General features: G+C 46.1%; 11 protein-coding genes. 10 read left to right on the top strand and 1 reads right to left on the bottom strand.

Annotated features, from left to right (window positions below; genetic code table 11):
- The first annotated feature begins 320 nt into the window (after positions 1 to 320).
- From secE to rpoC, 8 genes are all read left to right on the top strand, one after another.
- Positions 321 to 698: a preprotein translocase subunit SecE gene (secE, locus tag HW45_RS26780; protein WP_031496664.1), complete on the top strand. Its 378-nt coding sequence runs from the start codon at positions 321 to 323 to the stop codon at positions 696 to 698.
- A gap of 13 nt (positions 699 to 711) precedes the next feature.
- On the top strand, positions 712 to 1,260 hold the full coding sequence (nusG, locus tag HW45_RS26775) for a transcription termination/antitermination protein NusG (RefSeq protein WP_031496663.1): 549 nt from the start codon (positions 712 to 714) through the stop codon (positions 1,258 to 1,260).
- Between the two features lie 165 nt (positions 1,261 to 1,425).
- Entirely contained in the window at positions 1,426 to 1,854 is a 429-nt protein-coding gene (gene rplK / locus HW45_RS26770) for a 50S ribosomal protein L11 (protein WP_008078231.1), read from the top strand.
- 4 nt (positions 1,855 to 1,858) lie between these two features.
- Positions 1,859 to 2,560, top strand: coding sequence for a 50S ribosomal protein L1 (gene rplA, locus HW45_RS26765; RefSeq protein WP_031496662.1), 702 nt, complete (start codon positions 1,859 to 1,861; stop codon positions 2,558 to 2,560).
- Between the two features lie 259 nt (positions 2,561 to 2,819).
- Positions 2,820 to 3,314, top strand: coding sequence for a 50S ribosomal protein L10 (gene rplJ, locus HW45_RS26760; RefSeq protein ID WP_038231063.1), 495 nt, complete (start codon positions 2,820 to 2,822; stop codon positions 3,312 to 3,314).
- 59 nt (positions 3,315 to 3,373) lie between these two features.
- Positions 3,374 to 3,742, top strand: a complete 369-nt coding sequence (gene rplL / locus HW45_RS26755; RefSeq protein ID WP_031493851.1) for a 50S ribosomal protein L7/L12 — start codon at positions 3,374 to 3,376, stop codon at positions 3,740 to 3,742.
- A 249-nt stretch (positions 3,743 to 3,991) separates the two neighbouring features.
- Entirely contained in the window at positions 3,992 to 8,017 is a 4,026-nt protein-coding gene (gene rpoB, locus HW45_RS26750) for a DNA-directed RNA polymerase subunit beta (protein ID WP_038231060.1), read from the top strand.
- Between the two features lie 87 nt (positions 8,018 to 8,104).
- Positions 8,105 to 12,307: a DNA-directed RNA polymerase subunit beta' gene (gene rpoC, locus HW45_RS26745; RefSeq protein WP_038231057.1), complete on the top strand. Its 4,203-nt coding sequence runs from the start codon at positions 8,105 to 8,107 to the stop codon at positions 12,305 to 12,307.
- Between the two features lie 557 nt (positions 12,308 to 12,864).
- On the opposite strand, the gene HW45_RS26740 is transcribed toward rpoC, so the two are convergent.
- Positions 12,865 to 13,353, bottom strand: coding sequence for an Rsd/AlgQ family anti-sigma factor (locus HW45_RS26740; RefSeq protein WP_031493852.1), 489 nt, complete (start codon positions 13,351 to 13,353; stop codon positions 12,865 to 12,867).
- Positions 13,354 to 13,517: 164 nt separating this feature from the next.
- On the opposite strand from HW45_RS26740, the gene nudC reads away from it, so the two are divergent.
- Positions 13,518 to 14,291, top strand: coding sequence for an NAD(+) diphosphatase (gene nudC / locus HW45_RS26735; RefSeq protein ID WP_038231081.1), 774 nt, complete (start codon positions 13,518 to 13,520; stop codon positions 14,289 to 14,291).
- Between the two features lie 309 nt (positions 14,292 to 14,600).
- Positions 14,601 to 15,668, top strand: coding sequence for a uroporphyrinogen decarboxylase (gene hemE / locus HW45_RS26730; protein WP_006071299.1), 1,068 nt, complete (start codon positions 14,601 to 14,603; stop codon positions 15,666 to 15,668).
- Positions 15,669 to 15,727: the final 59 nt, after the last annotated feature.

Genomic DNA, 15,727 nt, shown 5'->3' with positions numbered 1-15,727 from the left:
TTGCTAAGATCTTCGACTAATTCTTCGAATTGTCGCAAGCTCTGGGAAAATCTTTGAATAAGATTTGACTAAGCAATGCTAAAAAGGGCATCATTTGATGCCCTTTTTCTGCGCTACTATATATAGAGGCGCAAAATTCATTCAGTGACTGCTCATTGTATGAATTTAGAAAGGATTTTAAGGGTTGAGTTGGAAAGTAATTTCTACCTGAGCCTTTGGCTAAAATGTTGGTTTGACTCAAATTTAATCAACATTAAAGGAATAAGCCCTGCAGCAGCGGGGTTGTTGTCGTCTAGTTAGACTTGTCACAGGTTGGTTTTATGAAAGCAAACGCTGAAACTCCTGATAGCTCAAATGCAGCAGATGTAATGAAGTGGATTGTCGCTTTTGCTCTGCTAGCCGCCGCTGTTGTGGGTAATTACCTGTATGGAGAACTTTCTGTAGTTCTTCGCGCTGCAGGTGTAGTTGTATTGATTGCTGCGGCACTTGGTGTAGCAGCTACAACAACAAAAGGTAAGGCAGCGATCACGTTCGCACGTGAAGCTCGCGTAGAAGTTCGCAAAGTAGTTTGGCCTACACGCCAAGAAACAATGCAAACTACGCTGATTGTCCTTGCAGTAAGTATTGTAATGGCGCTTGCGTTATGGGGTATCGACGGCATTATGGTTCGTCTTGTTGCATTCATAACCGGGTTATAGAGGGTGTTAATTCATGAGTGAAGCTCCGAAAAAACGCTGGTACGTAGTTCAAGCCTTTTCTGGTTTTGAAGGACGTGTGGCTCAGTCTCTTCGCGAACATATTAAAATGCACGCAATGGAAGAGTACTTTGGCGAAGTGCTAGTACCGACTGAAGAAGTTGTGGAAATGCGCGCAGGCCAACGCCGTAAAAGCGAGCGTAAGTTCTTCCCAGGCTACGTTCTTGTTCAGATGATCATGAACGATGAGTCTTGGCACTTAGTACGCAGTGTGCCACGTGTCATGGGCTTCATTGGTGGTACCTCTGACCGTCCTGCACCTATCACTGATAAAGAAGCTGACGCTATCCTAAATCGTTTAGAGAAGGCTAGTGAAGCTCCTCGTCCAAGAACAATGTTCGAAGCGGGTGAAGTGGTACGTGTCAATGAAGGTCCATTTGCTGACTTCAACGGTACTGTTGAAGAAGTGGATTACGATAAGAGCCGCGTAAAAGTGTCTGTATCGATCTTTGGTCGTGCAACACCAGTTGAGCTTGAATTCGGTCAAGTGGATAAGCTTGACTAATACTCGATTTTAAAGAGTATAAAAAATCACCTTTTTAGGGTTGAATAGGGCGCGAATTATGCTTATAATTTCGCGCCTTTTTACAGCACTGACTGTAGAAAGTTTTATCAAAACACGGGGAGCTTTCCACTCGGATGGCGTTTGAACCCAAAATTAGGAAATATCATGGCTAAGAAAGTTGAAGCTTATATCAAACTGCAAGTTGCAGCTGGTATGGCAAACCCAAGTCCACCGGTTGGTCCTGCTCTAGGTCAACACGGTGTGAACATCATGGAATTCTGTAAAGCGTTCAACGCAAAAACAGAATCTATTGAGAAAGGTCTACCGACTCCAGTAGTTATCACTGTTTACAACGACCGTTCTTTCACGTTCGTAACTAAGACTCCACCTGCTGCTGTTCTTCTTAAGAAAGCTGCTGGCGTTAAGTCTGGTTCAGGTCGTCCTAACACTGAAAAAGTGGGTACAGTGACTGACGCTCAAATCCAAGAAATCGCAGAAACTAAAGCTGCTGATATGACTGGTGCTGACATTGAAGCGATGAAGCGTTCTATTGCGGGTACTGCTCGTTCAATGGGCCTAGTGGTAGAGGGTTAAGATCATGGCAAAACTTACTAAGCGTATGCGCGTTATCCGCGAAAAAGTTGAAGTAACTAAAGAATACGAAATCAACGAAGCTGTAGCTCTTCTTAAAGAACTAGCAACTGCTAAATTCGTTGAGTCTGTAGATGTTGCTGTTAACCTAGGCATCGATGCTCGTAAATCTGACCAGAACGTACGTGGTGCAACTGTACTACCTCACGGTACTGGCCGCGAAATCCGTGTTGCAGTGTTCACTCAAGGTGCAAACGCTGAAGCAGCTAAAGAAGCTGGCGCAGACATCGTTGGTATGGAAGATCTTGCTGAGCAAGTTAAGAAAGGCGAAATGAACTTCGACGTAGTTGTTGCTTCTCCAGATGCAATGCGTGTTGTTGGTCAACTAGGTACTATCCTAGGTCCTCGCGGTCTTATGCCAAACCCTAAAGTTGGTACTGTAACTCCTAACGTTGCTGAAGCTGTTAAGAACGCTAAAGCTGGTCAGGTTCGTTACCGTAACGACAAAAACGGCATCATTCACACTACTATCGGTAAAGTGAATTTCGAAGCGAACCAACTACAAGAGAACCTAGAAGCTCTACTAGTTGCGCTTAAGAAAGCGAAGCCGTCTTCAGCGAAAGGTACTTTCCTGAAGAAAGTAAGCATCTCTACTACTATGGGTGCTGGTGTTTCTGTAGATCAATCTACACTAAACACTCAAGCTTAATTGCTTGCATAGGCGCAGAAATTATGTATAATTTTGCGCCTATCAAATTTGTGGTTGGGGCTGAAACTCCTTAGGGAATTTAGCCTCCGTCCAAGACCGTAGGCGTTCTGAAAAGAACTTAATCATACCTACGTAGATGGTGCCAGACTGAAAGGAAGTTGAACTTAACGTTTATCTTTCTTCTGGAAAAAGCACCGTATGAACTCCCAAAATCGTGAAGATTTCGGGTGGTGTAAAAACAACCAGGAGTAAATCCAAGATGGCTTTAAACCTTCAAGACAAAAAAGCAATTGTTGCTGAAGTCAACGAAGCAGCCAGTGGTGCACTTTCTGCAGTTGTAGCTGACTCTCGTGGCGTTGAAGTAGGCGCGATGACTTCTCTACGTAAACAAGCGCGTGAAGCGGGTGTTTACATGAGAGTTGTTCGTAACACTCTAGCACGCCGTGCAGTAGAAGGTACTGAGTATGAGTGTCTAACTGACACTTTCACTGGTCCAACTCTACTTGCATTCTCTAACGAGCACCCAGGTGCTGCAGCGCGTCTTTTCAAAGACTTCGCTAAAGAGAACAAAGAATTCGAGATCAAAGCTGCTGCATTTGAAGGCGCGGTTACTGATGCTGAAGTACTAGCGACACTACCAACTTACGACGAAGCAATTGCACGCCTAATGATGTGCATGAAAGAAGCTTCTGCAGGCAAGCTGGTACGTACTATCGCTGCACTACGCGACCAGAAGCAAGAAGAAGCTGCTTAATCAGCTTGCTTTTTACTGGTTGCAAAATAAACTTATTGTTGACTTAAAAGAGAATTGTTATGTCTATTACTAACGAGCAAATCCTAGACGCAGTTGCAGAAATGTCTGTAATGCAAGTTGTTGAGCTTATCGAAGCTATGGAAGAGAAATTCGGCGTATCTGCTGCAGCTGCTGTTGTAGCTGGCGGTGCTGCTGGTGGCGAAGCTGCTGCTGAGCAAACTGAATTCGACGTAATCCTAACTGCTGCTGGCGGTAACAAAGTTGCTGTTATCAAAGCGGTACGTGGCGCAACAGGTCTAGGCCTTAAAGAAGCTAAAGGTCTTGTAGACTCAGCTCCAGCACCTCTAAAAGAAGGCGTTGACAAAGCTGAAGCTGAAGCTCTTAAAGCTCAGCTAGAAGAAGCTGGTGCTTCTGTTGAAGTTAAGTAATTATTACTTAATTTCTTAGCCTAACAGGCTAATGGCTGGTGGTTTATTGACCACCGGCCTTTTTGCGCTGTAGGGCGTAGATGAATTTTCCTGCTGTTTAAGCATCTACGCACCATGCAAAAAACGTTGCTCGACGCTTGAGTTAACGTCACTACAGTAAACAGTTGTTAGTCACTGCCCCATACTCCACCTTAAGTAACTAGGATGGACGGGCAGTTTGGGTCACTTATCAGCGAGCTGAGGAACCCCATGGTTTACTCTTATACCGAGAAAAAGCGCATCCGTAAGGACTTTGGTACTCGTCCACAAGTTTTGGACATTCCATACCTGCTATCGATCCAGCTCGATTCGTTCGACAAATTTATCGAACAGGATCCTGAAGGACAATATGGACTTGAAGCTGCTTTTCGTTCTGTATTTCCGATTCAGAGCTATAACGGCAATTCTGAGCTGCAATACGTTAGCTACCGTCTTGGTGAGCCAGTATTTGACGTTAAAGAATGTCAAATTCGTGGCGTTACCTATTCAAAACCACTACGCGTAAAACTGCGCCTAGTTATCTTTGATAGAGACGCACCGGCAGGTACTGTAAAAGACATTAAAGAACAAGAAGTCTACATGGGCGAAATTCCGCTTATGACTGACAATGGTACCTTCGTTATCAATGGTACCGAGAGGGTTATCGTATCCCAGCTGCACCGAAGCCCAGGCGTGTTCTTCGACAGCGATAAGGGTAAGACTCACTCTTCAGGTAAAGTTCTTTATAACGCACGTGTTATTCCTTACCGTGGTTCATGGCTCGACTTCGAGTTTGACCCGAAAGATAACCTATACGTACGTATTGACCGTCGTCGTAAACTACCAGCATCGATCATTCTTCGTGCACTAGGTAAGACGTCGGAAGAAATCCTCGATATCTTCTTCGAAAAAGTAAACTTCGAAGTGAAAGACCAAACTCTACTTATGGAGTTGGTACCTGAGCGTCTACGTGGTGAGACTGCTTCATTCGATATCGAAGCCAATGGCAAGACTTATGTTGAGACTGGTCGTCGTGTTACTGCTCGTCACATCCGTCAACTTGAAAAAGATGGCGTTGAGTTCATTGAAGTACCTGTCGAGTACATCGTAGGTAAAGTAGCTTCTAAAGACTACATCAATGAAGCGACAGGTGAGATCATCGTTGGTGCAAACCAAGAGATCAGCCTAGAAGCATTAGCGAACCTATCTCAGGCAGGCGTTAAGAAACTAGAAGTTCTATTTACGAACGATCTAGACCACGGTCCGTTCATGTCTGACACACTACGTGTCGACAGCACGGTAGACCGCATCTCTGCGCTGGTAGAAATCTACCGCATGATGCGCCCTGGTGAGCCGCCAACAAAAGAAGCTGCAGAAGCACTATTCGAAAGCCTATTCTTCTCTGAAGAGCGTTATGATCTATCGACTGTTGGTCGTATGAAGTTTAACAGCTCTATCGGTCGTGAAGATGGCCTAGAGCAGGGTACGCTTGATGAGACTGATATCATCGAAGTGATGAAGAAGCTTATCGCGATCCGTAACGGTATTGGTGAAGTTGATGATATCGACCACCTAGGTAACCGTCGTATCCGTTCTGTAGGTGAAATGGCTGAGAACCAATTCCGTGTTGGTCTTGTACGTGTTGAACGTGCAGTAAAAGAGCGTTTGAGCCTAGGTGACCTTGATGCAATCATGCCTCAAGACCTAATCAACGCTAAGCCTATTTCTGCGGCAGTTAAAGAATTCTTCGGTTCTTCACAGCTTTCTCAGTTTATGGACCAAAACAACCCGCTTTCAGAAGTTACGCACAAGCGTCGTATTTCTGCATTGGGTCCTGGTGGTCTTACTCGTGAGCGTGCTGGCTTCGAAGTACGTGACGTACACGTAACTCACTACGGTCGTCTATGTCCTATCGAAACACCTGAAGGTCCGAACATCGGTCTAATTAACTCTCTATCTGCGTTTGCGCGTTGTAACGAGTACGGCTTCCTAGAGACGCCATACCGTCGCGTTGTAGATGGTGTAGTAACTGACGAAGTTGATTACCTATCAGCAATCGAAGAAGGCCAATTCGTTATCGCACAGGCTAACGCTGCGCTAACTGAAGAAGGTACTTTTGCTGACGAGCTAATCACTGCACGTCAAAAAGGTGAATCTGGTCTTCACCCACGCGACCATGTTAACTACATGGACGTTGCGACAAACCAAGTAGTATCTATCGCTGCATCGCTTATCCCGTTCCTAGAACACGATGATGCGAACCGTGCATTGATGGGTGCGAACATGCAACGTCAGGCTGTTCCAACACTTAAGGCTGACAAGCCTCTAGTTGGTACTGGTATCGAGCGCAATGTAGCGGTTGACTCTGGTGTTACAGCAGTAGCTAAACGTGGCGGTACAGTTCAGTCTGTAGATGCTTCTCGTATCGTTATCAAAGTTAACGAAGACGAGCTGATCCCTGGCGAAGCAGGTATCGACATTTACAACCTAACTAAGTACACGCGTTCTAACCAGAACACTTGTATTAACCAGCGCCCAACTGTACTACCTGGTGAACCAGTAGCACGTGGTGACGTTCTTGCTGATGGTCCTTCAACAGACCTTGGTGAACTAGCGCTTGGTCAAAACATGCGTATCGCGTTCATGCCTTGGAACGGTTACAACTTCGAAGACTCGATCTTAGTATCTGAGCGCGTAGTTCAAGAAGACCGCTTCACGACTATCCACATCCAAGAGCTTTCTTGTGTGGCACGTGATACTAAGCTGGGTTCTGAAGAGATCACAGCGGATATTCCAAACGTAGGTGAGTCTGCTCTGTCTAAACTAGACGAGTCAGGTATCGTTTACATCGGTGCTGAAGTTAAGGGTGGTGACATCCTAGTTGGTAAAGTAACGCCTAAAGGTGAAACTCAGCTAACTCCTGAAGAGAAGCTACTACGTGCGATCTTCGGTGAAAAAGCATCTGACGTTAAAGATACTTCACTACGTGTACCTAACTCTGTTTCAGGTACCATCATTGACGTTCAAGTCTTCACTCGCGATGGCGTAGAGAAAGACAAGCGTGCTCTAGAAATCGAGCAAATGCAGCTGAAAGAAGCGAAGAAAGACCTAACTGAAGAATTCCAGATTCTTGAGGGTGGCCTTCTAAACCGTGTGAAAGCTGTATTACTTCAAGGTGGTTACTCTGACGCTAAACTAGATACTATCGATCGTAAGAAGTGGCTAGAACTAACGCTAGAAGACGATGCACTGCAATCTCAGCTTGAGCAACTTGCAGAGCAGTACGACGAGCTACGTGCAGACTTTGATAAGAAGTTTGAAACTAAGCGTCGTAAGATCACTCAAGGTGATGACCTAGCGCCTGGCGTTCTTAAGATTGTTAAAGTTTACCTAGCGGTTAAACGTCGTATCCAGCCTGGTGATAAGATGGCGGGTCGTCACGGTAACAAGGGTGTAATCTCTAAGATCAACCCTGTTGAAGACATGCCTTACGATGAGAAGGGTCAACCTGTCGACATCGTACTTAACCCACTGGGTGTACCTTCGCGTATGAACATCGGTCAGATCCTTGAGGTTCACTTAGGTTTGGCAGCGAAAGGTATCGGTGACAAGATCAACCAGATGGTTAAAGAGCAGCAAGAGCTAGCGAAATTCCGCGAATTCCTGCAGAAGGTTTACGATCTAGGTGGTACTCGTCAGAACGTTGATATTGCATCACTGTCTGATGACGAAGTACGTACTCTGGTTAAGAACCTACGTGGCGGTCTACCGATTGCTACACCTGTCTTTGACGGTGCGTCTGAGAAGTCTATCAAAGAACTTCTAAAACTGGGTGACTTGCCAGAATCTGGTCAGCTAACTCTGTTTGACGGTCGTACTGGTGATGCGTTTGAGCGTCCTGTAACTGTAGGTTACATGTACATGCTGAAACTGAACCACCTTGTTGATGACAAGATGCACGCTCGTTCAACTGGTTCGTACAGCCTAGTAACTCAGCAACCACTTGGTGGTAAAGCTCAGTTCGGTGGTCAGCGTTTCGGTGAGATGGAAGTATGGGCACTAGAAGCATACGGTGCAGCATATACGCTTCAAGAAATGCTAACGGTTAAGTCTGATGACGTTAACGGCCGTACGAAGATGTATAAGAACATCGTCGATGGTAACCACAGCATGGAACCTGGCATGCCAGAATCGTTCAACGTACTGTTGAAAGAGATCCGCTCGCTAGGTATCAACATCGAGCTAGAAGACGAATAATCCATCAGGATTATCTGGTAGAAAAGGGGCTCGCGCAGGTTTGCTGACCAAGCGAGCACCTTTTTAAACTCCTTACAGGAGCTGATTGTGAAAGACTTATTAAACTTTCTAAAAGCACAGCATAAGACCGAAGAATTTGATGCAATCAAAATCGGTCTATCTTCACCAGACATGATTCGTTCATGGTCTTTTGGTGAAGTTAAAAAACCTGAGACGATCAACTATCGTACGTTCAAACCTGAGCGCGATGGTCTGTTCTGTGCGCGTATTTTTGGTCCAGTTAAAGACTACGAATGTCTTTGTGGCAAATACAAGCGTCTGAAACACCGTGGTGTTATCTGTGAGAAGTGTGGCGTTGAAGTAACGCAAACTAAAGTTCGTCGTGACCGTATGGGCCACATCGAGCTTGCGTCTCCTGTCGCTCACATCTGGTTCCTAAAATCGCTACCATCTCGTATCGGTTTGCTAATGGACATCCCGCTACGTGATATCGAGCGTGTTCTTTACTTCGAAATGTACGTAGTAACTGAACCAGGTATGACGGATCTAGAAAAAGGTCAGATGCTAACTGAAGAAGAGTATCTTGATCGTCTAGAAGAATGGGGTGACGAATTCACTGCTAAGATGGGTGCAGAAGCGATCAAAGATCTGCTTGCCACTATGGACATGCACGCTGAAGCAGAGATGATGCGCGAAGAACTTGAGTCTACTAACTCAGAAACTAAGCGTAAGAAGATCACTAAGCGTCTGAAGCTAGTTGAAGCGTTCATCGCATCAGGTAACAACCCTGAGTGGATGATTCTAACTGTGCTTCCGGTTCTTCCGCCAGATCTACGTCCTCTAGTACCACTAGATGGCGGTCGTTTTGCAACGTCTGATCTGAACGATCTATACCGTCGCGTAATCAACCGTAACAACCGTTTGAAGCGTCTTCTAGAGCTAGCGGCTCCAGACATCATCGTACGTAACGAAAAGCGTATGCTGCAAGAGTCTGTTGATGCCCTTCTAGATAACGGTCGTCGCGGTCGTGCAATTACAGGTTCGAACAAGCGTCCTCTGAAATCTCTTGCTGATATGATCAAGGGTAAACAAGGTCGTTTCCGTCAGAACCTACTTGGTAAGCGTGTAGACTACTCTGGCCGTTCTGTAATCACAGTAGGTCCATACCTTCGTCTGCACCAGTGTGGTCTTCCTAAGAAGATGGCACTAGAGCTATTTAAACCATTTATCTACAGCAAGCTAGAAACTCGTGGCATGGCGACGACAATCAAAGCAGCTAAGAAGATGGTAGAGCGCGAAGAAGCGATCGTTTGGGATATCCTAGACGAAGTAATCCGCGAGCACCCAGTACTATTGAACCGTGCACCAACACTTCACCGTCTTGGTATCCAGGCGTTCGAACCAGTACTAATCGAAGGTAAAGCGATTCAGCTACACCCACTAGTGTGTGCGGCGTATAACGCGGACTTCGATGGTGACCAAATGGCGGTTCACGTGCCTCTAACTCTAGAAGCACAGCTTGAAGCTCGTACACTGATGATGTCGACAAACAACATTCTGTCGCCAGCGTCAGGTGATCCGATCATCGTACCTTCTCAGGACGTTGTATTGGGTCTTTACTACATGACTCGTGAAAAGATCAACGTGAAAGGTGAAGGTATGTACCTTGCTGGCCCTGAAGAGGCTGAGAAGGCATACCGTACTAAGAGCGCAGAGCTACACGCTCGCGTTAAAGTACGTATCACTGAAACGGTAGTGGACGAAGATGGCAACAGCACAACAGAAACGAAGATGGTCGATACGACTATCGGTCGTGCAATGCTGTGGCAAATCGTTCCTGCAGGTCTTCCATACAGCTTGGTAAACCAAAAGCTAGGTAAGAAGCAAATCTCTAACCTACTTAACGAGGCTTACCGTAAGCTGGGTCTGAAAGATACAGTAATCTTTGCTGACCAAGTGATGTACGCAGGTTTTGCATACGCTGCACTTTCTGGTGTATCAGTTGGTATCGATGACATGGTTGTACCTCAAGCGAAGTACGACGAAATCGAATCAGCGGAAGAAGAAGTTCGCGAAATTCAAGAACAGTTCCAATCTGGTCTTGTAACTGCGGGTGAGCGCTACAACAAAGTGATCGATATTTGGGCATCGACCAACGATCGCGTAGCGAAAGCGATGATGGACAACCTTTCATCTGAAACGGTAATTAACCGTGAAGGTGCGGAAGAGCAACAAGAGTCATTCAACAGCATCTATATGATGGCTGACTCGGGCGCTCGTGGTTCTGCAGCTCAGATTCGTCAGCTAGCTGGTATGCGTGGTCTGATGGCTCGTCCAGATGGCTCAATCATCGAAACACCGATCACTGCGAACTTTAAAGAAGGTCTAAACGTACTTCAGTACTTTATCTCAACGCACGGTGCTCGTAAGGGTCTTGCGGATACGGCACTGAAGACAGCGAACTCGGGTTACCTAACTCGTCGTCTAGTAGACGTTGCTCAAGACGTAGTTGTTCACGAGCACGACTGTGGTACGCACGAAGGTATCGATATGATGCCTCATATCGAAGGTGGTGACGTTAAAGTTGCACTTTCTGAGCTAGCGCTTGGTCGTGTAGTTGCTGAAGACGTTCTTAAGCCAGGTACTGAAGATGTTCTGATTCCACGTAACACTCTAATTGATGAGAAGTGGTGTCAGATCATGGAAGATAACTCTGTAGATAGCATGAAAGTGCGCTCAGTAGTTACCTGTGATGCAGACTTCGGTTGTTGTGCACAGTGTTACGGTCGTGACCTAGCACGTGGTCACCTAGTGAACCAAGGTGAAGCAGTGGGCGTTATCGCTGCTCAGTCTATCGGTGAGCCGGGTACACAGCTTACGATGCGTACGTTCCACATCGGTGGTGCGGCATCTACTGCAGCTGCAGAGAACAGCATCCAGGCGAAGAACACAGGTTCTGTGAAGCTTCACAACGCTAAGTTTGTTATCAACAAAGATAAGAAACTGGTTATCACCTCTCGTGCGTCAGAAATGACGATTATCGATGAGTTTGGCCGTACTAAAGAGAAGCACAAACTTCCTTACGGTTCATTGCTAACTAAAGGTGATGGCGATGCAGTTCAAGCTGGTGAAACAGTAGCGAACTGGGAAGCGCACACGCTGCCAATCATTACTGAAGTAGCGGGTCGTATCCAATTCGTAGACATGATCGATGGCGTAACTGTTTCTCGTCAAACAGATGACCTAACGGGTCTATCTTCAAGCGAAGTAACAGAAGCAGCCGCTCGCCCAGCAGCAGGTAAAGATATGCGTCCAGCTATCAAACTTGTTGATGAGCATGGTAAAGACGTAATGATCGCAGGCACAGAAATGCCAGCACTTTACTTCCTACCAGGTAAAGCGATTGTGAACATCGAAGATGGCGCAGAAGTAGGTGTGGGTGACACGTTAGCACGTATCCCACAAAAATCTGGCGGTAACAAAGATATCACCGGTGGTCTACCTCGCGTTGCGGACCTATTCGAAGCTCGTAAACCAAAAGAGCCAGCAATTCTTGCTGAGCACTCTGGTACCGTTTCATTCGGTAAAGAGACGAAAGGTAAGCGTCGTCTAATCATCACTCGTGATGGTGGCGATAACTACGAAGAGATGATTCCTAAGCATCGTCAGCTAAACGTGTTCGAAGGTGAGCGCGTTGAGCGTGGTGACGTAATCGCTGATGGTCCAGAAACTCCGCATGACATTCTACGTCTGCGTGGTATTCACGCTGTAACAGCATACATCGCGAACGAAGTTCAAGAAGTATACCGTCTTCAGGGTGTTAAGATTAACGATAAGCACATCGAGACTATCGTTCGTCAAATGCTACGTAAGTGTACAATCACGCATGCAGGTGACTCTGAGTTCCTACCAGGCGAGCAGGTTGAATACTCAAGCGTTAAGATCGCAAACCGTCAGCTAGAAGCTGAAGGCAAAGAACTTGTACGTTTTGAGCGTGACCTACTAGGTATCACTAAGGCATCTCTAGCGACAGAATCGTTCATCTCTGCGGCATCGTTCCAAGAAACGACGCGCGTACTAACAGAGGCTGCGGTATCTGGTAAGCGTGATGACCTACGTGGTCTGAAAGAGAACGTTATCGTGGGTCGTCTGATCCCAGCTGGTACTGGTTTTGCGTATCACCAAGACCGTCAAGCTAAGCGTGACGAAGCTCAGGAAGGTCCATCAGCTGAACAAGCGACGGATAACCTAGCTGCGCTACTAAACGCAGGTTTCTCTTCTGACGAGTAATCGTAGAAAGAAATGACAAAAGGCGCCGAAAGGCGCCTTTTTTGTATCTGAATTTTCGAACTACCGTCATTCCTGTGTAGACAGGAATCTAGCTGAGGCTTGGAGACCCATGTTGAGTAGACCCCTGCCTTCGCAGGGGTGACGATAGCCTTGGGTGATATTGGCTTCGGGAGAGGATGATCTTGAGTGATAATGGTTTCGGGCGACGATAGCTGCACGTAACGATATTTTTAATCAGGCTAGTTCATAGCTACCGTCATTCCTGTGCAGATAGGAATCTAGTTGAGGCTTGCTGAACCATGTTGAGTAGACCCCTGTCTTCGCTGGGGTGACGATAGTCTTGGATGACAATGGCTTCGGATGACGATGGTTTCAGGTGCGATATTTTTTAAATAGGCTAATTCATAGCTACCGTCATTCCTGTGTAGACAGGAATCTAGCTGAGGCCTGGTGACCCACGTTGAATAGCCCCTGCAGAAGGCGAAAACGCAACAGAACAGACCCTCATTGCGGGCCTGTCAAAGCTATAAGTCTATTGTTGCTTACAACAGCGTCCTCTATGCCCCTGGCGGAATCGCTAAACTATCAGCAATCAGTTGGATCAGCTTATCTTCTACCGCAAAGCGTAACTCTAAGATCTCCCCAACTTTTGACATGTCCTGTTCGAAACTAGGCATCTCATCATCCACTTTCTTGTACTTATCGTTGAATTCAAGCAGTGGGTCAGTGGTCAGGACAATCTTGGCGTAAGCGGCATCAATCTCATCGTTGGTCTTGAAGCCAGTCGCTTTCCACTTATCCATGACCATATCGTAGATCTTAAAATGACCTTCAGAGATATAGTCGACAAGATGGTCGCAAAAGGAACCGATGTCTTTAGGAGAAGGCAGCTCGACGACGTTGGATTGAGCTTGAGAAGGTTGCAGAGAACCAAGCTTACAGTATTCGACGATAAGCGCTTGGCGAGTTTCTAGCCAGTGGTCGATGACTTCGCTGGAGCCACCCCATTGTTCTTGTACTTGTTTGAATTTATTTAACATGACCATGTCCTCATGATCGGGACCGCAATAGGCAGTCTCTAGCTTTGTAATGACAAAGAGTTACTGAGAAGTCGTTTCTCATGGTACCAGAATTAGAATTTCGTTTTTCTAGCTGGTATGAATTTAGATTGCCAGTAAAATGGTCGAACTGCAAGCAATGAGGATTCATGATGTTAAAAAAAAGTGAAAATCACATTCATCAAGCTTATTGGTGTGTGGTGTCAGGGAACGAACTATGGCTTGTAGACGGTGAGGTGCCGCAGGGGTCGGCGGAGCAATTTCAACTCCCAGCGGTGCAGGCTATTCAGGTTGGAGAGTTTGAAGGTACACCGGTAATGTGGCTCAATGATTCAGACCTAGACGGTGAGCGACCACTTACTTCTTTACGCGAGTTACTGCATTTACCAGAGGCGCTTTTCTACCAGTTATCCAAAGCTATCCAATATGGCTACATGAGTCAGTCTATGCGCTTTTGCCCTCAATGTGGTGGACGAAATCATCTCAATCACAATCAACTGGCGATGCAATGCCAAGATTGCCGAACGCTACATTATCCACGAATTTTCCCATGCATTATTGTGGCGGTCCGCAAGGGGTCGCAGATTCTATTAGCTCAGCATAATCGCCATGCAGGCGGCATGTATACCGTGATTGCTGGGTTTTTAGAAGTGGGCGAAACCCTAGAAACATGTGTCGCACGCGAAGTGGAAGAGGAAACGGGCATTAAGGTGGGGAACATTCGCTATTTCGGCAGCCAACCTTGGGCGTTTCCATCAAGCATGATGATGGCGTTTTTGGCTGATTATGAGAGTGGTGAAATTAAACCAGACTTCTCCGAGCTGAAAGATGCGCAGTGGTTTGAAACCAATGCACTGCCTCTAGTTGCACCAGAAGGGACCATTGCCCGAGCATTGATCAATGCCACGGCAGAGCAAGTTAAGTAGGATAAAAAAAACCCTCCGCAAGCGGAGGGGGTAAGTAAGATGTCGTTATGAGATGCTGAGTGCGATACTCAGTTGTATTATTGTAATTTTCGCTAGCAAACAAACTTTTAACATTCCTATTAATGGGTTGCAAATTCGCTATTAGATTGGTCATTAATAATATGATCTGGCTTGCAAAGTGACTCTTTTTTGAGCGTTCAAGCATAAGACCGGATAGCCCTCAAATTTTGGTAAAAGAATTGTTATCTATGGCTGCACACGGTCAACGATTAGCGTTAAACTAACGCCTTTCGAATTGGAGAAAAAAGAATGACGGAATTAAAGAACGATCGCTATCTTCGAGCGTTGTTAAAGCAACCTGTAGATTACACACCAGTATGGATGATGCGCCAAGCAGGACGTTACCTGCCTGAGTATCGCGAAACACGTGCTGTGGCTGGTGACTTTATGTCTTTGTGTAAGAACGCCGAGTTAGCATCTGAAGTGACGCTACAGCCGCTTCGTCGTTTCCCACTCGATGCTGCCATTCTGTTTTCTGACATCCTGACTATTCCAGATGCGATGGGCTTAGGTTTACACTTTGAAGCGGGTGAAGGTCCTAAGTTTGAACGTCCTATTACTTGCAAAGCAGACGTCGACAAAATTGGTTTACCTGATCCAGAAGGCGAGCTGCAATATGTCATGAATGCAGTACGTCAAATTCGTAAAGACTTGAATGGCGATGTACCACTTATCGGTTTCTCTGGCAGTCCTTGGACGCTGGCGACATACATGGTTGAAGGGGGCAGTTCGAAAGCCTTCACTAAGATCAAAAAGATGATGTACGCAGAGCCACAAATTCTGCACGCACTACTGGATAAGTTAGCGGACAGTGTTATTGAGTACCTTAATGCACAAATTAAAGCGGGTGCCCAATCGGTCATGGTATTTGATACATGGGGCGGTGTATTGACGCCTCGTGATTACAACTTGTTCTCACTTCAATACATGCACAAGATTGTTGATGGTCTTATACGTGAAAACGACGGTCGTCGTGTTCCAGTGACACTATTTACTAAAAATGGTGGCATGTGGCTTGAGCAAATCGCAGCGACAGGCTGTGATGCAGTGGGTCTAGACTGGACGATTAACATCGCGGACGCTAAAGCGCGTATCGGCGACAAAGTGGCACTGCAAGGTAACATGGACCCATCAATGCTTTACGCTCAGCCAGAGCGCATTCGAGAAGAAGTTGCGACCATTCTGGAAGGCTTCGGTGATGGTGGCACTGGTCACGTCTTCAACTTAGGCCATGGTATTCATCTAGATGTGCCACCTGAAAATGCAGGTGTATTTGTTGAAGCGGTGCACGAGTTATCTAAACCGTATCACAAGTAAATCAAGTTAATGTTTTTTTAAAGCCGTCATCTTAAGTCGATGACGGCTTTTTTTCTATT

The organism is Vibrio sp. ER1A (genome assembly GCF_000733315.1).
Taxonomy (GTDB): domain Bacteria; phylum Pseudomonadota; class Gammaproteobacteria; order Enterobacterales; family Vibrionaceae; genus Vibrio; species Vibrio mediterranei.
The sequence above is the reverse complement of the archived record's forward strand: the minus strand, read 5'-3'. Positions and strand labels throughout refer to the sequence as shown.